Annotated in this window: 17 protein-coding genes and 2 tRNA genes (1 of these 19 cut by a window edge); 1 reads left to right on the top strand and 18 read right to left on the bottom strand. The window is 61.9% G+C overall.

The features are described 5' to 3' along the window. The 18 genes from E3O56_RS17685 to leuC all read right to left on the bottom strand — a co-directional run. A tRNA-Ser gene (locus tag E3O56_RS17685) sits at positions 1 to 21 on the bottom strand (it extends 68 nt beyond the left edge of the window). A 31-nt stretch (positions 22 to 52) separates the two neighbouring features. Then, positions 53 to 128, bottom strand: a tRNA-Val gene (locus tag E3O56_RS17690). 107 nt (positions 129 to 235) lie between these two features. Beyond that, complete coding sequence (locus E3O56_RS17695; protein WP_032880253.1) at positions 236 to 1000, bottom strand: SDR family oxidoreductase; 765 nt, start codon at positions 998 to 1000, stop codon at positions 236 to 238. Between the two features lie 11 nt (positions 1001 to 1011). Then, the gene (locus tag E3O56_RS17700) at positions 1012 to 2223 is read right to left on the bottom strand and encodes an O-succinylhomoserine sulfhydrylase (protein WP_005789748.1); all 1212 of its coding nucleotides are present in this window, start codon (positions 2221 to 2223) and stop codon (positions 1012 to 1014) included. A 65-nt stretch (positions 2224 to 2288) separates the two neighbouring features. Beyond that, positions 2289 to 3794: an amidophosphoribosyltransferase gene (purF, locus tag E3O56_RS17705; protein WP_003192537.1), complete on the bottom strand. Its 1506-nt coding sequence runs from the start codon at positions 3792 to 3794 to the stop codon at positions 2289 to 2291. Between the two features lie 41 nt (positions 3795 to 3835). Next, entirely contained in the window at positions 3836 to 4393 is a 558-nt protein-coding gene (locus tag E3O56_RS17710) for a CvpA family protein (protein WP_005789751.1), read from the bottom strand. Positions 4394 to 4642: 249 nt separating this feature from the next. Further along, a complete protein-coding gene (locus tag E3O56_RS17715; protein ID WP_032880251.1) occupies positions 4643 to 5299 on the bottom strand; it encodes an SPOR domain-containing protein in 657 nt (218 codons plus the stop codon). Beyond that, entirely contained in the window at positions 5283 to 6590 is a 1308-nt protein-coding gene (gene folC, locus E3O56_RS17720) for a bifunctional tetrahydrofolate synthase/dihydrofolate synthase (protein WP_248128639.1), read from the bottom strand. The genes E3O56_RS17715 and folC overlap by 17 nt, the downstream gene beginning before the upstream one ends. Further along, the gene (accD, locus tag E3O56_RS17725; RefSeq protein ID WP_005789754.1) at positions 6587 to 7507 is read right to left on the bottom strand and encodes an acetyl-CoA carboxylase, carboxyltransferase subunit beta; all 921 of its coding nucleotides are present in this window, start codon (positions 7505 to 7507) and stop codon (positions 6587 to 6589) included. Before accD ends, folC begins: the two co-directional genes overlap by 4 nt. Before the next feature lie 244 nt (positions 7508 to 7751). After that, positions 7752 to 8384 (bottom strand): phosphoribosylanthranilate isomerase, encoded by a 633-nt coding sequence (locus E3O56_RS17730; protein ID WP_248128640.1) that lies wholly within the window; start codon positions 8382 to 8384, stop codon positions 7752 to 7754. Positions 8385 to 8447: 63 nt separating this feature from the next. Next, positions 8448 to 9272 (bottom strand): tRNA pseudouridine(38-40) synthase TruA, encoded by an 825-nt coding sequence (gene truA, locus E3O56_RS17735; RefSeq protein WP_103733785.1) that lies wholly within the window; start codon positions 9270 to 9272, stop codon positions 8448 to 8450. A gap of 183 nt (positions 9273 to 9455) precedes the next feature. Next, positions 9456 to 11972: a FimV/HubP family polar landmark protein gene (locus E3O56_RS17740; RefSeq protein WP_103733784.1), complete on the bottom strand. Its 2517-nt coding sequence runs from the start codon at positions 11970 to 11972 to the stop codon at positions 9456 to 9458. Between the two features lie 161 nt (positions 11973 to 12133). Further along, positions 12134 to 13144 (bottom strand): aspartate-semialdehyde dehydrogenase, encoded by a 1011-nt coding sequence (locus E3O56_RS17745; protein WP_032880246.1) that lies wholly within the window; start codon positions 13142 to 13144, stop codon positions 12134 to 12136. 253 nt (positions 13145 to 13397) lie between these two features. Continuing rightward, the gene (gene asd, locus E3O56_RS17750; protein ID WP_005789767.1) at positions 13398 to 14510 is read right to left on the bottom strand and encodes an aspartate-semialdehyde dehydrogenase; all 1113 of its coding nucleotides are present in this window, start codon (positions 14508 to 14510) and stop codon (positions 13398 to 13400) included. Between the two features lie 64 nt (positions 14511 to 14574). Beyond that, positions 14575 to 15657 carry a 3-isopropylmalate dehydrogenase gene (gene leuB, locus E3O56_RS17755; protein WP_032880245.1) on the bottom strand — a complete coding sequence of 361 codons (1083 nt, stop codon included), beginning with the start codon at positions 15655 to 15657 and terminating at the stop codon, positions 14575 to 14577. Between the two features lie 53 nt (positions 15658 to 15710). Continuing rightward, positions 15711 to 16475 (bottom strand): class I SAM-dependent methyltransferase, encoded by a 765-nt coding sequence (locus tag E3O56_RS17760; protein WP_248128641.1) that lies wholly within the window; start codon positions 16473 to 16475, stop codon positions 15711 to 15713. 144 nt (positions 16476 to 16619) lie between these two features. Continuing rightward, entirely contained in the window at positions 16620 to 17264 is a 645-nt protein-coding gene (leuD, locus tag E3O56_RS17765) for a 3-isopropylmalate dehydratase small subunit (protein ID WP_003192559.1), read from the bottom strand. A 10-nt stretch (positions 17265 to 17274) separates the two neighbouring features. After that, positions 17275 to 18693, bottom strand: coding sequence for a 3-isopropylmalate dehydratase large subunit (gene leuC, locus E3O56_RS17770; RefSeq protein WP_005789773.1), 1419 nt, complete (start codon positions 18691 to 18693; stop codon positions 17275 to 17277). A gap of 140 nt (positions 18694 to 18833) precedes the next feature. Between leuC and E3O56_RS17775 the strand changes: the two genes are divergently transcribed. After that, positions 18834 to 19329 (top strand): LysR family transcriptional regulator (locus tag E3O56_RS17775; RefSeq protein ID WP_248128642.1); only part of this gene is annotated, 496 nt, incomplete at its 3' end.

The raw sequence follows: 19329 nt of genomic DNA on the forward strand, positions 1-19329 counted from the left end.
CGGTGCAACCTTTAACGTTGCGTCTTGCCACAAGTGCAAGACTCTCAAGAAGTGGTGGGTGATGACGGGATCGAACCGCCGACCCTCTGCTTGTAAGGCAGATGCTCTCCCAGCTGAGCTAATCACCCTTTGCTTCGTTGAGGCCGCGAAATTTACGCAGGTAACGGACCTAAGTCAATAGCCTGCTTGAAGTTTTTCTGAAAAAGACAAAATCACTTCAAGACGGCTAACCGCCCTACTCGCTGTAAATCATCTTCTTGCTCATGCCACCGTCCACTACAAACTCTTGCCCGGTGACAAACCCGGCCTGACGCGACAGCAACCAGGCCACCATCGCCGCCACGTCCTCTACCGTACCGACCCTGCCCGCCGGATGCTGGGCATGATCAGCATCGGTGAGCGGCTCCGCACGGCGTGCAGCAGGATCACGCGCATCAATCCAGCCAGGGCTGACCGCATTGACCCGAACCTCTGGCCCCAGGCTCATGGCCAAGGCGTGAGTCAGGGCCAGCAAGCCACCCTTGCTCGCCGCGTAAGCTTCGGTATCCGGCTCCGATTGACGGGCCCGGGTCGAGGCCAGGTTGACGATCGCACCGCCGTGGGCGCGCAGGTACGGCGCGCAATGCTTGGCCAACAGCATCGGCCCGCCGAGGTTCACCGCCAGCACGCGATTCCAGTACGCCAGATCGAGGCTTTCCAGGGTGATATTGCGCGGGTCAGCCACGGCGGCATTGCAGACCAGCGCGTCGAGTCGCCCGAACTGCCCCAACACCTCGGCAACCCCCTGGGCCACTTGCTTCTCGTCGGCCACGTCCATGGTGATGAACCAGGCGTTATCACCCAGCACCTTGGACACTTTGGCGCCGCGCTCGCGGTCAAGGTCGGTCAACACCACCTGCCAGCCTTCGCTGATCAGCCACGCGGCAATCCCCAGGCCAATGCCCCGCGCCGCGCCCGTTACCAGCGCAACGCGCCCGTTACTGGCCGCTGCGGCCTCCATGGACCACTCGATCACAAGGCCGCCAGCCCGCGGGCCAGGTCTGCCTGCAAGTCTGCTACATCTTCCAGGCCCACCGCGATACGGATCAGGCTGTCACGGATACCGGCCGCTTCACGCTCCTGCGGCGCCAGGCGCCCATGGGAGGTGGTGCTCGGGTGGGTGATGGTGGTCTTGCTGTCACCCAGGTTGGCGGTAATGGAGATCAAGCGCGTCGCATCGATAAAGCGCCAGGCGCCGTCTTTGCCGCCCTTGACTTCGAAACTCACCACCGCACCAAAACCACGCTGCTGGCGCTGGGCCAAGGCGTGTTGCGGGTGGCTCTTGAGGCCAGCGTAGTGCACCTTCTCGATACCGTCCTGCTGCTCCAGCCACTCGGCCAGGGCCTGGGCGTTGGCGCAATGGGCTTTCATGCGCAGGCTGAGGGTTTCCAGGCCCTTGAGGAAGATCCAGGCGTTGAACGGGCTCAGGGTCGGGCCGGCGGTACGCAGGAAGCCCACCACTTCCTTCATCTGCTCGCTGCGCCCAGCCACCACGCCGCCCATGCAACGGCCCTGGCCGTCGATGAACTTGGTTGCCGAGTGCACCACGATGTCCGCACCCAGCTTCAGCGGTTGCTGCAAGGCCGGGGTACAGAAGCAGTTATCCACCACCAGCATCGCACCCTTGGCGTGGGCGACTTCGGACAGCGCAGCGATGTCGACCAACTCGGCCAGCGGGTTCGACGGCGATTCGACGAACAGCAGCTTGGTATTGGCCTTGATCGCCGCATCCCAGCCGGACAAATCCGCCAGGGGCACGTAATCCACTTCGATACCGAAGCGCTTGAAGTACTTCTCGAACAGGCTGATGGTCGAGCCGAACACGCTGCGCGACACCAGCACATGGTCGCCAGCGCTGCACAGGCTCATCACCACCGCCAGGATGGCCGCCATGCCGGTCGCGGTCGCCACAGCCTGCTCAGCGCCCTCCAGGGCCGCGATACGCTCTTCGAACGCGCGCACGGTCGGGTTGGTGTAGCGCGAGTACACGTTGCCCGGCACCTCACCGGAAAAACGCGCCGCAGCGTCGGCCGCCGTGCGGAACACGTAGCTTGAGGTGAAGAACATCGGGTCACCGTGCTCCCCTTCCGGGGTGCGGTGCTGACCGGCGCGCACAGCCAGGGTATCGAAAGCTACGCCATCGAGGTCGCTGTCCAACCGACCGGCATCCCATTCCTGACTCATGCTGCGACTCCTTACTCAATACGTTATTTAAGATACAAAACCGGCCCCTCAGGGCCGGTGTCTACTCAGTTGTTGTACAGGTCGATGATCGCGCTGACCGCCTGGGTCTTGATCTTGGACGAGTCGTTACGCGCCTGCTCGATCTTGTTCAGGTAAGCCTCGTCGACATCTCCGGTCACGTACTTGCCGTCGAACACGGCACAGTCGAACTGCTCGATCTTGATCTTGCCCCCGCCAACCGCTTCGATCAGGTCCGGCAGGTCCTGGTAGATCAGCCAGTCGGCACCGATCAGGTCGGCCACGTCCTGGGTCGAACGATTATGCGCAATCAGCTCATGGGCGCTCGGCATGTCGATACCGTACACGTTCGGGTAACGCACCGCAGGCGCGGCGGAACAGAAGTACACGTTCTTCGCCCCGGCTTCGCGGGCCATCTGGATGATCTGCTTGCAGGTGGTGCCCCGCACGATGGAGTCGTCCACCAGCATCACGTTCTTGCCGCGGAACTCAAGCTCGATGGCGTTGAGCTTCTGACGCACCGATTTCTTGCGCGCAGCCTGGCCGGGCATGATGAAGGTACGACCGATGTAGCGGTTCTTGACGAAGCCTTCGCGGAACTTGACGCCCAGGTGGTTGGCCAGCTCCAGCGCAGCGGTACGACTGGTGTCCGGAATCGGGATGACCACGTCAATGTCGTGCTCGGGACGCTCGCGCAGGATCTTCTCGGCCAGCTTCTCGCCCATGCGCAGACGCGCCTTGTAGACCGACACACCGTCGATGATCGAGTCCGGACGCGCCAGGTAGACGTGTTCGAAGATGCACGGGGTCAGCTTCGGCGCAACAGCGCACTGGCGGGTGTGCAGCTTGCCGTCTTCGGTGATGTAGACAGCCTCGCCCGGCGCCAGGTCGCGGATCAGGGTGAAGCCCAGTACATCCAGGGACACGCTTTCGGACGCGATCATGTACTCGACACCTTCGTCGGTGTGACGCTGGCCGAACACGATCGGGCGGATGCCGTGGGGGTCGCGGAAACCGACGATGCCGTACCCGGTGATCATCGCCACCACGGCATAACCACCGACGCAACGGTTGTGCACGTCGATCACGGCAGCAAACACGTCTTCTTCGGTCGGCTGCAGCTTGCCGCGCTGGGCCAGTTCGTGGGCGAACACGTTGAGCAGCACTTCCGAGTCGGAACTGGTGTTGACGTGGCGCAGGTCAGATTCGTAGATCTCCTTGGCCAGCTGTTCAACGTTGGTCAGGTTACCGTTGTGCGCCAGGGTGATGCCGTAAGGCGAGTTGACGTAGAACGGTTGAGCTTCGGCCGAAGTCGAACTACCGGCAGTCGGGTAACGCACATGGCCAATACCCATGTGCCCGACGAGGCGCTGCATGTGACGCTGATGGAACACGTCACGCACCAGGCCATTGTCCTTGCGCAGGAATAACCGGCCGTCGTGGCTGGTCACAATACCGGCAGCGTCCTGGCCGCGGTGCTGGAGGACGGTTAGCGCGTCATACAGCGCCTGATTGACGTTCGACTTACCGACGATACCGACGATGCCACACATGCGACGCAACCCCTACTTAATGAATCTTGACTGAACACAGCTTACTGAGGCGTTTGCGCCGGCAAGAGGTGTTCCTTGAACGGAAGATCAGCGGGTACGCTGATTCCGCTGGCCAGCCACTGACTGCTCCACCCCAATATGAGGTTCTTGGACCAATCTGCAACCAATAGAAATTTTGGCACGAGTACAGACTCCTGCCACCACGAATCCTGCTGTACCGGCCCCAGGCTCAACAGCCCGACCGCCACAACCACCAGCAACGCGCCACGCGCGGCGCCGAAGGCCATGCCGAGAAATCGATCGGTCCCGGAGAGGCCGGTGACACGTATCAATTCGCCAATAAGATAATTGACCATTGCCCCCACCAGCAGCGTGGCGATGAACATGATGGCGCAGCCCGCGATGACGCGAGCCGAAGGTGTCTCTATGTACCCGGCCAGGTAGACCGACAGTGAACCACCGAACATCCAGGCTACGACTCCTGCGATGATCCAGGTCAGCAACGACAGTGCTTCTTTTACGAAGCCGCGGCTCAGACTGATCAAAGCGGAGATGGCGACGATTGCAACGATCGCCCAATCAACCCAGGTAAATGGCACAGTGCAGCCTACGTACGGATAAGGCGGCGCATTTTAGCAGAGCGCCGGGCTATCGGTAAGCGGTGATTGCGGCTGCTTTGCAAATCAATAGATTGGGCGGTGTGAACGCCATTTCAAGCCCACCATAAACCAATGTGGGAGGGGGCTTGCTCCCGATTGAAGTGTGTCAGTATCAGATGTACTGACTGACCCACCGCTATCGGGAGCAAGCCCCCTCCCACACTTAGATTGCGTTAATGCCTGCTTGAATCAGCCGCGCTCTGGCTGGAAGCGCACCACAAACCCATTGAGGTTCTGCTGGCGGCCCAGCAAATCGCGCAGGCGATCAGCCTCGGCGCGCTCGATCAGCGGCCCGACAAACACACGATTCTTGCCATCGGCGCTGCGGATGTAAGCGTTATAACCCTGGGCACGCAGCTTTTTCTGCAAGGCGTCGGCACTTTCGCGATTGGCCAGGCTGGCGAGCTGGATCGACCAACTGATCGGCAGGCCATTGGGATCAATGCGGCTCTGGCCCACATCCGGTTTACCCGGCGCAGCAGGCTGCGGCGCCACAGGCTTGGGCGTTGGCGCCGGTGCAGGCGGTTTGGCAGCGACAGCCGGTGCCGGCGTCGGCTTGACCACCGGCACACTTGGCTGCACCGGCATCGAAGGAGCCGGTTGCGTGGCGACCTCCTCCTCGACAGGTACAGGTTCTTCCGGCAACGCCTGAGGCTCGGGCACCACCACCGGCTCGACCTGAACCTGGGGCACCACCGGCGCCTGGGGCGCAGCGGGTGCTTCAACCACCACCTGGCGCTGTTCGTCCTGACGGGAAAACAGCATCGGCAGGAAGATGACTGCCAACGCCACCAACACCAGGGCTCCAACCATTCGCTGCTTGTATGCGCTATCCAGTAATGCCATGTGCAGCTTCCTCCGTGGAGCGCCGGGCCAGCCATTCGAGCGCCTCGGCAACACAATAAAATGATCCGAACAACAGGATTTCGTCCTCGGCCGTAGCCACCGCACACTGCGCTTCCAGGGCGGCAATGATGCTTGCATACGACGTCACGGGCGCGCCAAGGTTCTGCAAGGCGGTTTGCAGCTCAGCTGCCGGCCGGCTACGCGGTGTATCCAGCGGCGCAACGGCCCAAGACTGAACACTGCCAAGCAACGGCGCAACCACGCCTTCCAGATCCTTGTCGGCCAACAGCCCGAACACCGCCAGTCGACGGCCGGCCGGTGGCGTGCGTGCCAGGCGCTGCGCCAAATAGTGAGCCGCATGGGGGTTGTGCCCCACATCCAGCAACAGGTTCAGGCGCTTGCCTTGCCAGTCGAGCACCCGACGATCCAGGCGCCCCACCACTTTCGTCGCCCGCAGGGTTGCGCCGATCTGCTCGGCATTCCACGGCAGATCCAGCAGCAAATAGGCTTGCAGCGCGAGCGCAGCGTTTTCCATCGGCAGGTTCAGCAGCGGCAAATCAAGCAGCTCGACCACCTTGCCACGGGCATCACGCCCGCGCCATTGCCAATGGGTCGCACCGATGTCGAGATTGAATTCACGACCGCGCAGGTAGAACGGGCAATCCAGTTCGCGCACCTTGTCCAGCAAAGGTTGCGGCGGATCCAGGTCGCCACACAGCGCCGGCCTGCCCTGGCGGAAAATCCCGGCCTTTTCATAGGACACGGACTCGCGGGTATTGCCCAGGTAGTCGGCATGATCAACACCGATGCTGGTGACCAGAGCAAGGTCGGCATCCACCACATTGACCGTATCCAGGCGCCCGCCGAGGCCGACTTCCAGTACGACCACATCCAGTTGCGCACGCTCAAACAGCCAGAACGCCGCCAGGGTGCCCATCTCGAAATAGGTCAGGGAAGTATCGCCACGCCCGGCATCCAGGGCAGCGAAGGCTGCGCACAACTGCTCGTCCGTGGCTTCGACGCCATTGAGCTGTACCCGCTCGTTGTAGCGCAGCAGGTGCGGCGAGCTGTACACGCCGACCTTCAGGCCCTGGGCCTGCAACAGCGCCGCGACAAAGGCACAGGTGGAGCCCTTGCCGTTGGTGCCGGTCACCGTGATCACACGCGGTGCCGGCTGGCCCAACCCGAGGCGGGCCGCTACCTGTTGCGAGCGCTCCAGACCCATGTCGATGGCGGACGGATGCAACTGCTCAAGGTAGGCGAGCCATTCGCCCAGGGTACGTTGGGTCATAGGTTTGCAGGCACCGGCGGCACGACGATTGGCTCAACTTTAGGCGCGACGTACACAGGCGTCGGCAGGCCCATCATTTGCGCCAGCAGGTTGCCCAGACGTGGACGCAGTTCGCCACGCGGGATGATCAGGTCGATAGCACCGTGCTCCAGCAGGAACTCGCTGCGCTGGAAGCCTTCCGGCAGTTTCTCGCGCACGGTTTGCTCGATCACACGCGGGCCGGCAAAACCGATCAGCGCCTTGGGCTCGCCGACGATCACATCGCCGAGCATCGCCAGGCTGGCGGAAACGCCGCCGTAGACCGGGTCGGTCAGTACCGAGATGAACGGAATGCCTTCTTCGCGCAGACGCGCCAGTACCGCCGAGGTCTTGGCCATTTGCATCAGGGAGATCAGCGCTTCCTGCATACGCGCACCACCGGAGGCGGCGAAGCAGATCATCGGGCAACGGTTTTCCAGGGCGTAGTTGGCAGCACGCACAAAGCGCTCGCCGACGATGGCGCCCATGGAACCGCCCATGAAGGAAAACTCGAAGGCCGAGACCACCACGGGCATGCCCAGCAGCTTGCCGCTGACCGAGATCAGCGCGTCCTTCTCGCCGGTCTGCTTCTGCGCACCGACCAGACGGTCCTTGTACTTCTTGCTGTCGCGGAACTTGAGACGGTCGACCGGCTCCAGGTCAGCGCCCAGTTCGTTGCGGCCATCGGCATCCAGGAAGATGTCGATGCGCGCGCGCGCGCCGATACGCATGTGGTGATTGCACTTGGGGCAAACATCCAGGGTCTTTTCCAGCTCCGGGCGGTACAGCACCGCGTCGCAGGACGGGCACTTGTGCCACAGACCTTCAGGAACCGAGCTTTTCTTCACCTCGGAACGCATGATCGAAGGGATCAGTTTGTCTACTAACCAGTTGCTCATGCTTTCTTTCTCCAGTACCGGTGGCTTGAACACAGCCCCGCGTATGCCCTTGAGCTAAATTCATATGTGGCGATGATGCCTGCGGGACGGGGTCAGACGTTGGACCTGCCATTTCCCGCCTGCATCCTCAGCCTTCCAGACAACCTGCCAGCGCAGGGTTGCCACTTCATTTCCGGGCCACCCACAGGCGGCGCCGGGCTGTTTTACACAGTGGTAGTTATGGACGGCGGCAGACTGCCAGCCGTCACATCCCGCCACTGCTGTTGCGCACGGCCTGCATGAATGCGCGAATCCTGTTGTGATCCTTGATGCCCTTGCCCTGCTCCACCCCACCGCTGACGTCCACGGCATACGGCCGCACCTGCTCGATGGCAGCCCCGACGTTCGCAGGGTTGAGCCCACCGGCCAGGATGATCGGCTTGCTCAACCCTTCGGGAATCAGCGACCAATCGAACGCCTCACCCGTACCACCCGGTACGCCTTCGACGTAGGTGTCGAGCAGGATCCCGCGAGCGCCGATATACGCGGCACACGCCGCGGCGATATCGTCGCCCGTCTTGACCCGCAACGCCTTGATGTACGGGCGCTGATAACTCTCACACTCATCAGGCGTTTCATCGCCGTGGAACTGCAGCATGTCCAGCGGCACCGCATCCAGGGTTTCATTGAGTTCGCAGCGACTGGCGTTGACGAACAAGCCCACGGTGGTCACGAAAGGCGGCAGCGCCGCAATGATGGCCCGCGCCTGCAGCACATTCACCGCGCGCGGGCTTTTGGCATAAAACACCAGACCGACGGCATCGGCCCCTGCCTCGACTGCCGCCAGCGCGTCTTCTATGCGGGTAATCCCGCAAATCTTGCTGCGAACGGCTGACATGTCGTAGGAACCTCAGGGTTGGACCGAGAAAGTCCCGGATGTTAACAAAAGCTTTTCCGGGCGTCAGCCGCCAAGTTCGCTGAAACCTGTGAGGAAGTGTGGCCCGATAAAGCGTTCCGGCAACTGGAACTCGTCACGGTACTCCACATCCACCAAATACAGGCCAAACGGGTGCGCCGTGACGCCGCCCGTGCGACGGATGCGGCTTTCCAGCACTTCCCTGGCCCACTCCACCGGGCGCTCGCCGGCGCCGATGGTCATCAGCACGCCGGCAATGTTGCGCACCATGTGATGCAGGAACGCCCCGGCGCGAATATCCAGCACGATCATCTTGCCGTGGCGGGTGACTCGCAGGTGATGAACTTCCTTGATCGGCGACTTGGCCTGGCACTGGCCGGCGCGGAAGGCGCTGAAGTCATGCACGCCCACCAGGTGCTGCGCGGCCTCGGCCATGCGCTCGGCATCCAGTGGGCGGTGGTTCCAGGTAATTTCTTCATTGAGATGCGCGGGCCGGATCTGATCGTTGTAGATCACGTAGCGGTAACGCCGGGCGATGGCCTTGAAGCGTGCATGAAAATGCGCCGGCATGACCTTGGCCCAGCTCACACTCACGTCGTGGGGCAAATTGATATTCGCCCCCATCACCCACGCCTTCATCGACCGCTCGGCCTGGGTGTCGAAGTGCACCACCTGGCCACACGCGTGTACGCCAGCGTCGGTACGCCCGGCGCACATCAGCGACACCGGCGAGTCAGCGACTTTGGACAGGGCGTTTTCGAGGGTTTCCTGCACCGTCAGCACGCCGGAGGCCTGACGCTGCCAGCCGCGATAGCGCGAGCCTTTGTATTCCACGCCCAGGGCGATGCGGTAAAAGCCGGCGGCCGCCATTTCGGCGGCCGCGTTATCTATATTTGCCAAGAACTGAGAGCCTGATGAGTTGCGCAAAGGCGGGCATTATAAAGGCGTCGGATGCCTGACGGGCGTTTTGTTATGGATCGATGCCAAACAAATGTGGGAGGGAGCAAGTCGAATCGTCGCACCGCCCCTCCCACACTGTTATAGCGCCTGGCTTTAGATTCGGCCGAGCATTTCCTTGGCTTCGCCACGCTGGTCTTCGTTGCCTTCGACCAAGACTTCATCAAGGATGTCTTTAGCGCCATCGGCATCACCCATGTCGATGTAAGCCTGGGCCAGGTCGAGCTTGGTAGCGACTTCATCCGTGCCTGAGAGGAAATCGAAATCCGGTTCATCATCACCGCCCAGCGCGGCATCCTCGGCCGTGAAGGTCGGCTCGATCGGCGGGTGCTCCAGGCTCTGGGACAATCGGTCCAACTCGGCATTGACGTCGTCCAGTTCCGAGGCAAACGCATCGGGCTTGGCTGCCGGGGCCGTCGGCTCATCAGCCAGGGACAGGTCAAAGTCTTCCGGCAACTCGAATTCGTCCAGCGCGGCAGGTGTCAGGGTGGGCGGCTCGACAGGCGGCACGTCCTTCATCTGCTCCTCAAGTCCCGAGAGGAAGTCGTCATCGGATTTCGACGCTGGCGGATCCAGTTGCAGGTCCAGATCAAAGTCCGAGAGATCCTGCGCATCGGCCTTGGCCTCAGTCTGTTGTTGCAGCAGCGCTTCAAAGGTTTGCTGGTCCCGGGCGATCTCGGCCGGCGAGGCAGCTTCCAGCTCATCCAGGCTAAGGTCAAAATCGTTGTCGAAGGTGTCCGCCGGCTCAGGCGCGGCCGGCTTGTCATCGAGCAAATCCTTGACGTACTGCGCATCGAGAGCCGCAGCAGCCACGGCGGCGCTGACGCCCGCTGCCAGCACGGCCATGGCCGGGAAGCGGCTCTTGAGCTGCTCGACCTGGGCGTGGTTCTCACCGTTGGCGACCAATTGGCGCTCCTGGGTGACGAAGCCGTCCTTGTCGTTCTGCAGGCCGTAGACTTCCATCAGCTTCAAACGCAGGTCGCTGCGCTTGGGCTCATGCTTGATGGCTTGTTCAAGCACATCAGCCGCCTGGTTCAGGTGGCCGCGGTCGATATGGGACTGGGCCTGAGCCAATGCATCGCTGGAGTTCTCCTGGGCAACAGCGACGGCCAGGGGTGCGAGCACGGAAGCGACAGTCGGCACGACAACCGGCTCAGCCACCGGGGCAGGCGCTGGCGCGGCGCCCAGCTTGACGCTCGGCGGTGGCACTTCAAGGCCTTCAAAACTGTCGGGCGGCAGGTCCTGGTCAATATTGGGCGTGAACTCAGGCTCTTCGGCCAGCGCCCGCGCCATGCGCAGATGCTTTTCCTCTTCGCGGCGGGCATTGCGATGACGCGCCCACAGCAACAGAAGCAACAGCACCACCAGGATGCCTGCCCCGCCAATGATGCCGAGGATAATAGGGTTGGTCAGCAAGTCATTGAACTTGCCTTCGGTGGTAGCAGGTGCCGCGACCGGCTTGGGCGGTTCAGCGGCGGGTGCAGGGGTTGCAGGGGTTGCAGCGGGCGCCGCAGGCTCTGCTGCGGGCTCACCTGCCAGCTGCGCAGGGATTGCAGCCGTAGCCGGCTCACCGTTTTGCGCCTGCAAGCGAGCCAACTGGTCATTCTTCAACTGAATCAGCTTTTGCAACTTGTCCAACTGGCTTTGCAAGTCGGCGGCGCGGCTCTTCAGTTCTTCGTTATCGCGGCGGGTGGTGTCCAGCTCTTCCTGGGTCATCGCCAGCTTGTCGCTCAATGCGCGGTTATCACCGGCCTTGCCCTTCGTACCTTGCTTGGCGGCTTCGGCCGAGACCAGGCTCAAGTTGTCCCTGGCCTGGGTGCTCGTCGGCGCATTGCCGGCCTGGGTACGCTTGGTCGCATCCAACTGCGCCTTGCCGGCCACTTGGCCCTTGGGGGTACGACGGCCCTGACGCCATGCGGCGTTCTGCGCGCTGACTTCGGCGATCGCTTGAGGCTGCGCCAGCGCCGTACTTTGCGTGACATCTGGCAGGCGCAGGACCTGGCCGGTTTTCAGGCGGTTGATATTGCCATCGATAAAAGCGTCAGGGTTGAGCGCCTGGATCGCCAGCATCGTCTGCTGGACCGAGGCGCCGTTACGATTCTTCGCGGCGATTTCCCACAAGGTGTCGCGGGACGTGGTGGTGTGCTGGGCGGGCGTGCCGGCGGCAGGTGCGGTAATGGCCGGCGCGCTGGCAGTCGGTGCCGGCTGGTCGAACTTGGCCGGGTCGAGCAGTACGCTGTAGTCACGCATCAAACGGCCATTGGGCCATTGCACCTGCAGCAGGAAACGCACATAGGAATCGGGCAGCGGCTTGCTGGAGGTCACGCGCACCACGCTGCGACCTTCGGGGTTGATCACCGGGGTGAACGTCAGGTCGTCGAGAAACGCCTGGCGGTCAACGCCCGCATCCACGAAGGCCTGGGCAGAAGCCAGGCTCGGAGTGATCTCGGCCGCCGTGAGGCCGCCCACATCACGCAATTCGATTTCCACCGACAGCGGCTGGTTCAACTTCGACTTGAGGGTCATCTCCCCAAGTTGCAGCGCCTGCGCCATACCGGAGGACAGCGCCGAGGCGGCCGCTATTGCTAACACCAGTTTGCGAACTTGAACCATAGCCTCATCCTTTGTTTGAACGCTCCCCGCCCTGCGAGAAGGTTGGTAACCGCTGCCATAAGGCATGGCGAGCCGATAGGTCACCGACGCGCTTGTGTTTCACTTGGGACCAAGCATAGCGCCTGGCTAGAATCAATCTACAAATTGCCGCCAAGTATCTTTTACACAAGGCCTTTTATCAACAACTGCGCCAGCTCCACAGCGTTCAGGGCCGAGCCCTTGCGTACGTTATCTGACGTCAACCACAGATTTAGTTCCGCGGGGTCGTCGACACCTGCACGTACGCGTCCTACGTAAACCACATCCTGGCCGACCGCATCGCCTACAGCCGTTGGGTAATCGCCCTCCTCAACCAGCTCGATACCCGGCGCAGCATCGAGTGCACGGTTGACTGCGGCCAGATCGACCGGCGCGGCCAATTGCAACGACACTGTCAGGCTATCGCCGAAAAACACCGGGGCTTGAACGCAGGTTGCGGAAATCTTTAGCAAAGGTGTTTCCAGCACGGCACGCAGCTCGTGTACGAGGCGTGTCTCCAAGGCTGTATGACCTTGGGCGTCTGGCGTACCGACTTGAGCCAGCAGGTTGAACGCCATTTGCCGATCGAAGAACTTCGGCTCCAGTGGACGCACGTTCAATAACTCAGCGGTCTGCCGCGCCAACTCGCTGACGGCCTCCCGGCCCTGGGCAGAGACCGCCAGGTTGGCGGTGACATTCACGCGCTGGATGTCCACCAAACCCCGCAACGGCGCGAGCACTACCGCCAGGTAGGTGGCAGACGGGCTTGGGCTGGCGAGCTGGAACGGCTTTTTCAAACCGTTCAACACCTGGGCGTTGGCCTGCGGCACCACTGGCGGCGCCTGTTCGGCAGGCAATGCACCGGACAAGTCGATCACCGAACAGCCAGCGGCTGTGGCGCGCGGGGCGAAACTCAGGGTCACCGCCGGGCCTGCTGCGAAGAACGCCAACTGCGCCTTGCTGAAATCGAACTCGTCGACCTCTTTGACCCGCACGTTCTTGCCACGAAACGGCACCGAAGCCCCCGCCGAGTTGCTGCCCGCCAGCAAATACAGGGTGCCTACCGGGAAATCCAGTTCTTCGAGGATCTGCACCAGTGTTTCACCCACGGTGCCGGTGGCACCGATTACGGCGATTTCAAAGGTCTGGGTCATGGGGGCTGCCTCGGGCATTGCAGGGGGGAGCGGCACTTTACCGGGTGGCTGGGGGTGAGGCAATTAGCCTGGGCCTTGTGGTGTGGCTGATGGCGCTATCGCAAGCAAGCCCCCCTCCCACACTTGCCCTCCATTTCAAGGTTGGAACTGGGTTGAATGTGGGAGGGGGCTTGCTCCCGATAGCGCCCGACAGAACAATAAAAAACCCCGCGCCTGTCACCAGAGCGCGGGGTTCTTCAATGCAAGAAAGCGATCAACGCTCCAGCAAAATCCGCAACATGCGACGCAGCGGTTCAGCCGCGCCCCACAGCAGCTGGTCGCCGACGGTGAACGCACCGAGGAACTGGCTACCCATGTTCAGCTTGCGCAGACGGCCCACCGGTACATTCAGGGTACCGGTGACCTTGGTCGGGCTCAGCTCCTGCATGCTGATATCGCGGTTGTTCGGCACCAGCTTGACCCAAGGGTTGTGCTGGCTGATCAAGCCTTCGATATCGGCGATCGGCACGTCTTTGTTCAGCTTGATGGTCAACGCCTGGCTGTGGCAACGCATGGCGCCAATGCGCACGCAGATGCCGTCCACCGGAATCGGGTTCTTGAAGCGACCGAGGATCTTGTTGGTCTCGGCCTGAGCCTTCCACTCCTCGCGGCTCTGACCGTTGGGCAGTTCCTTGTCGATCCACGGGATCAAGCTACCGGCCAATGGCACGCCGAAGTTCTCGGTCGGGTAGGCGTCGCTGCGCATGGCTTCGGCCACACGACGGTCGATGTCGAGAATCGCGCTGGCCGGGTCGGCCAGTTGATCGGCGACAGCGGCATGGGTCGCGCCCATCTGCTTGATCAGCTCGCGCATGTTCTGCGCACCGGCACCGGAAGCCGCCTGATAGGTCATGGCACTCATCCACTCGACCAGGCCGGCTTCGAACAGGCCACCGAGCCCCATCAGCATCAGGCTGACGGTGCAGTTGCCGCCCACGTAGTTCTTGGTGCCGGCATCCAGTTGCTGGTCGATGACCTTACGGTTGACCGGATCAAGGATGATCACCGCGTCATCCTGCATACGCAGGCTGGAAGCGGCGTCGATCCAGTAACCCTGCCAGCCGGCTTCGCGCAGCTTGGGGAAGACTTCGCTGGTGTAGTCGCCACCCTGGCACGTCAGGATCACGTCGAGGGTCTTCAACTCTTCAATGCTGTAGGCGTCCTTGAGCGGGGCAATATCCTTGCCCACGGACGGCCCTTGGCCACCTACGTTCGAAGTGGTGAAAAACACCGGCTCAATAAGATCGAAATCCTGCTCTTCCAGCATCCGCTGCATGAGCACGGAACCGACCATACCGCGCCAACCGATCAGACCTACACGTTTCATCGCAACTACACCTTGTTAAAAAGTGGGCCGCCTTGCAGCAACAACTGCAAGCGGGCCCGAGAGATTACAGATTCCGCAGCGCGGCGACTACTGCGTCGCCCATTTCTTGCGTTCCGACCCTGGTGCAGCCCTGGGACCAGATGTCCCCGGTGCGCAAGCCCTGGTCCAGTACCAGGCTGACGGCTTTCTCGATCGCGTCGGCCGCTTCACTCAGGTTGAAGGTGTAACGCAGCATCATCGACACCGACAAAATGGTCGCCAGCGGGTTGGCAATGCCCTGGCCTGCGATGTCCGGCGCCGAACCGTGACACGGCTCGTACATGCCCTTGTTGTTGGTGTCCAGGGACGCCGACGGCAACATGCCGATGGAACCTGTGAGCATGGACGCCTGGTCGGACAGGATGTCGCCGAACAGGTTGTCGGTGACGATCACGTCAAACTGCTTGGGCGCACGCACCAGTTGCATCGCGGCGTTGTCGACGTACATGTGGCTCAGTTCGACGTCCGGGTAATCCTTGGCCACTTCCTCAACGATTTCGCGCCACAGTTGGCTGGAGGCCAGCACGTTGGCTTTATCCACCGAGCACACCTTTTTGCCACGCACACGGGCCATATCGAAACCGACCCGGGCAATACGGCGGATTTCGCTCTCGCTGTACGGCAGGGTGTCGTAGGCCTGGCGCTCGCCATTTTCCAACTCGCGCACACCTCGTGGCGAGCCGAAATAGATACCACCGGTCAGCTCACGCACGATGAGGATATCCAGGCCCGCCACCACTTCCGGCTTGAGGCTTGAGGCATCGGCGAGTTGCGGGTAGAGGATCGCCGGGCGCAGGTTGCCGAACAGGCCCAGTTGCGCGCGGATTTTCAACAGGCCGCGCTCAGGGCGGATGTCACGCTCGATCTTGTCCCACTTCGGGCCGCCCACGGCGCCGAGCAGCACAGCGTCGGCCGCACGGGCACGGTCCAGGGTTTCGTCAGCCAGGGGCACGCCGTGCTTGTCGATGGCCGCGCCGCCTATCACGTCGTGGCTCAGCTCGAAGCCCAGGCTGTACTTGGCGTTTGCAAGCTCCAGCACCTTGACCGCTTCGGCCATGATTTCCGGACCAATACCGTCGCCAGGGAGAATCAGAATCTGCTTGCTCATGGGTTCCTCATTTCATCAAGCGACCCGCCCGTGGGCAGGTCGGGAAAAATCAATCAACGCTGGGCAAAGACCACCAGCACGTCGGTGCTGAAGGTGCCGTCGGCCTGAATTTCGTAATAATCGCGCACTTCCTGGCCCATCGCCCTTTGCAGCTCAAGGATTGCCGCACGCAGCACCTCTGGCGTGCGCATGCGCTCGACCCACGAGGTGTACTCCAGGCGCAGGCGCTGGCGCAGACTGTTACGCACATGCAGACCGGACTCGCTGAGTTGCTGCATCCACTCGGCGGCGGCGTAATCTCGCACGTGGCTGGTGTCGCGCAGCACTTCGACGGTTTGCAGATAAGTGTCCAGCAATGGGCTACCCGGTGACAAGACATCCACAAACGCCGCCACCCCGCCCGGCTTGAGCACGCGGCGCACTTCCCGCAGGGCCAGGCCCAGGTCACTCCAGTGGTGGGCCGAATAACGGCTGAACACGAAGTCGAACTCGCCATCGGCGAACGGCAGACGCTCGGCGGCGCCGTGGACGGTGCGGATATTGTGCAGGCCGCGATCTTTCGCGGCGGCGGTGACCACGTCGAGCATCTGCCGGGACAGGTCATAGGCCACCACTTCTTTAACCAGAGGCGCCACCTGGAAACTCACATGACCGGCACCGCAACCCAGGTCCAGCAGCCGTGCAGCGCCCTGCCCGGCCAGCTCGGCCTGCAGCAGCGCAAACTCGGTGCCCTGGGCGTGCACGGCACTGCTCAGGTAGGCCGCAGCCTGTTCGCCGAATTGTTTTTGCACGACTTGGATATGGGCAGTGGTGGTCATGGTGGCTTTCCTCGGGGTTTGTGGTGGTTGCACTGGCGCTATCGCAGGCAAGCCAGCTCCCACAGTTGACCGAGGTGTTCAGGCGAACATCGATCCATGTGGGAGCGGGCTTGCCCGCGATGGGGCCCGCACGGTTACCGCAAATCAGGCATCGCGAAACAACCAAGGCTGGCTCGCCCGATGTTTGGCTTCAAACGCCGCAATCGCATCGCCGTCCTGCAAGGTCAGGCCGATATCGTCCAGGCCGTTGATCAGGCAGTGCTTGCGAAACGCATCCACTTCAAAGTGATACACCTTGCCATCCGGACGGGTGACGGTCTGCGCGGCCAGGTCCACGGTCAACTGATAGCCCACATTCGCTTCCACTTGCTGGAACAGCTCATCCACTTCGGCATCGCTCAAGATGATCGGCAACAGGCCGTTCTTGAAGCTGTTGTTGAAGAAGATGTCGGCATAGCTGGGCGCGATGATGCTGCGAAAGCCGTACTCTTCCAGGGCCCACGGCGCGTGTTCACGGCTGGAGCCGCAACCGAAGTTTTCCCGGGCCAGCAACACACTGGCGCCCTGATAGCGCTCGGCATTGAGCACAAAGTCTTTGTTCAACGGGCGCTTGGAGTTGTCCTGGTAGGCGTAGCCCACATCCAGATAGCGCCACTCATCGAACAGGTTGGGGCCAAAACCGGTGCGCTTGATCGACTTCAAGAACTGCTTGGGGATGATCTGGTCAGTGTCCACGTTGGCACGGTCCAACGGCGCTACAAGACCTGTGTGCTGGGTAAAAGCTCTCATCGGGTATTCCTCAGATCAATTCGCGAACGTCGATGAAACGACCGTTGACGGCAGCGGCGGCGGCCATGGCCGGGCTGACCAGGTGGGTGCGGCCACCGGCGCCCTGACGCCCTTCAAAGTTACGGTTGGAGGTGGACGCGCAATGCTCGCCCGACTCCAAACGGTCCGGGTTCATCGCAAGGCACATCGAACAGCCCGGCTCACGCCACTCAAAACCGGCTTCGAGGAAGATCTTGTCCAGGCCTTCAGCTTCGGCTTGCGCCTTCACCAGGCCGGAACCCGGTACCACAATGGCTTGCTTGATGGTCGAGGCAACCTTGCGGCCCTTGGCGATCACCGCCGCGGCGCGCAGGTCTTCGATCCGCGAGTTGGTGCAGGAGCCAATGAACACGCGATCCAACTGGATGTCGGTGATCGCCTGGTTGGCCTTCAAGCCCATGTACTTCAGGGCGCGCTCGATGGAGCCGCGCTTGACCAGGTCGGCCTCTTTGGCCGGGTCCGGTACGTTCTGGTCAACGGCCAGGACCATTTCCGGCGAAGTGCCCCAGCTGACTTGCGGCTTGATCTGCGCAGCGTCGAGTTCGACCACGGTGTCGAACACCGCATCGGCGTCGGACACCAGGTCTTTCCAGGCTTCGACGGCGGCGTCCCAATCGGCGCCTTGCGGGGCAAACGGGCGACCTTTGACGTACTCCACGGTTTTCTCATCCGCCGCCACCATGCCCACACGGGCACCGGCCTCGATGGACATGTTGCAGATGGTCATGCGCCCTTCGATGGACAAGTCGCGAATGGCGCTGCCGGCGAATTCGATGGCGTGGCCGTTACCGCCGGCGGTGCCGATCTTGCCGATCACGGCGAGCACGATGTCCTTGGCGGTCACGCCAAACGGCAATTGGCCTTCGACGCGTACCAGCATGTTCTTCATTTTCTTGGCGACCAGGCACTGGGTGGCGAACACATGTTCCACCTCGGAGGTGCCGATGCCATGGGCCAGGGCGCCGAACGCACCGTGGGTAGAGGTGTGGGAGTCGCCGCAGACCACGGTCATGCCCGGCAAGGTCGCACCCTGCTCCGGCCCGATCACATGGACGATGCCCTGGCGCACGTCATTCATCTTGAATTCGGTGATGCCGTATTCGTCGCAATAGTCGTCGAGGGTTTGCACCTGCAAACGCGAAACCTGGTCGGCAATGGCCTCGATACCGCCCTTGCGCTCAGGAGTGGTCGGCACGTTGTGGTCCGGCGTGGCGATGATGGAGTCGACGCGCCAAGGCTTGCGCCCGGCCAGTCGCAGGCCTTCGAACGCTTGGGGCGAGGTCACTTCATGGATGATGTGACGGTCGATATAGATCAGCGACGATCCATCATCGCGACGTTTCACTTCATGGGAATCCCAAAGCTTGTCGTAAAGCGTTTTGCCGGCCATCAGTCGGTCCTCATCAGCGGTGTTTCTATACGCCGGGCTTTTCAATAACCCTTTGGCTTGTGAGGCTGATGGTATGGCGCTACATTAAATAACTCAAATTCATATTTTTTATGCTTTGGATTACCAACTGGAATAGCACCATGGATCTGGCCAACCTCAATGCTTTTATCGCCATCGCCGAGACCGGCAGCTTCTCGGGGGCCGGCGAACGCCTGCACCTGACGCAGCCCGCCATCAGCAAACGCATCGCGGGCCTGGAGCAGCAATTGAAAGTGCGCTTGTTTGATCGCTTGGGCCGTGAAGTCGGCTTGACCGAAGCCGGCAGGGCCTTGCTGCCGCGCGCTTATCAAATCCTCAACGTGCTGGACGACACCCGCCGCGCCCTGACCAACCTTACAGGGGAGGTTAGCGGGCGCCTCACTCTGGCCACCAGCCACCATATAGGCCTGCACCGCCTGCCACCGATCCTGCGCACCTTCACACGGCAATACCCAAACGTGGCACTGGATATTCAGTTCTTGGATTCAGAAGTGGCCTACGAAGAAATACTCCATGGTCGCGCCGAAGTGGCGGTAATCACCCTGGCGCCCGAGCCGCACCATCTGGGGCGCGCCTCGCCGGGATGGGATGACCCGC

Source organism: Pseudomonas sp. W2Aug9, assembly GCF_023127755.1.
Lineage (GTDB): Bacteria > Pseudomonadota > Gammaproteobacteria > Pseudomonadales > Pseudomonadaceae > Aquipseudomonas > Aquipseudomonas synxantha_A.

What these genes read in the sequence shown, in the direction of transcription:
- E3O56_RS17700 (WP_005789748.1), bottom strand. Translation starts at nt 2,223, where the DNA reads ATGAGTCAGGAATGGGATGCCGGTCGGTTGGACAGCGACCTCGATGGC.
- folC (WP_248128639.1), bottom strand. Translation starts at nt 6,590, where the DNA reads ATGACCCAACGTACCCTGGGCGAATGGCTCGCCTACCTTGAGCAGTTG.
- leuD (WP_003192559.1), bottom strand. Translation starts at nt 17,264, where the DNA reads ATGAGAGCTTTTACCCAGCACACAGGTCTTGTAGCGCCGTTGGACCGT.
- E3O56_RS17715 (WP_032880251.1), bottom strand. Translation starts at nt 5,299, where the DNA reads ATGGCATTACTGGATAGCGCATACAAGCAGCGAATGGTTGGAGCCCTG.
- leuC (WP_005789773.1), bottom strand. Translation starts at nt 18,693, where the DNA reads ATGGCCGGCAAAACGCTTTACGACAAGCTTTGGGATTCCCATGAAGTG.
- E3O56_RS17760 (WP_248128641.1), bottom strand. Translation starts at nt 16,475, where the DNA reads ATGACCACCACTGCCCATATCCAAGTCGTGCAAAAACAATTCGGCGAA.
- truA (WP_103733785.1), bottom strand. Translation starts at nt 9,272, where the DNA reads ATGGCGGCCGCCGGCTTTTACCGCATCGCCCTGGGCGTGGAATACAAA.
- asd (WP_005789767.1), bottom strand. Translation starts at nt 14,510, where the DNA reads ATGAAACGTGTAGGTCTGATCGGTTGGCGCGGTATGGTCGGTTCCGTG.
- purF (WP_003192537.1), bottom strand. Translation starts at nt 3,794, where the DNA reads ATGTGTGGCATCGTCGGTATCGTCGGTAAGTCGAACGTCAATCAGGCG.
- E3O56_RS17695 (WP_032880253.1), bottom strand. Translation starts at nt 1,000, where the DNA reads ATGGAGGCCGCAGCGGCCAGTAACGGGCGCGTTGCGCTGGTAACGGGC.
- E3O56_RS17730 (WP_248128640.1), bottom strand. Translation starts at nt 8,384, where the DNA reads ATGTCAGCCGTTCGCAGCAAGATTTGCGGGATTACCCGCATAGAAGAC.
- leuB (WP_032880245.1), bottom strand. Translation starts at nt 15,657, where the DNA reads ATGAGCAAGCAGATTCTGATTCTCCCTGGCGACGGTATTGGTCCGGAA.
- E3O56_RS17745 (WP_032880246.1), bottom strand. Translation starts at nt 13,144, where the DNA reads ATGACCCAGACCTTTGAAATCGCCGTAATCGGTGCCACCGGCACCGTG.
- E3O56_RS17740 (WP_103733784.1), bottom strand. Translation starts at nt 11,972, where the DNA reads ATGGTTCAAGTTCGCAAACTGGTGTTAGCAATAGCGGCCGCCTCGGCG.
- accD (WP_005789754.1), bottom strand. Translation starts at nt 7,507, where the DNA reads ATGAGCAACTGGTTAGTAGACAAACTGATCCCTTCGATCATGCGTTCC.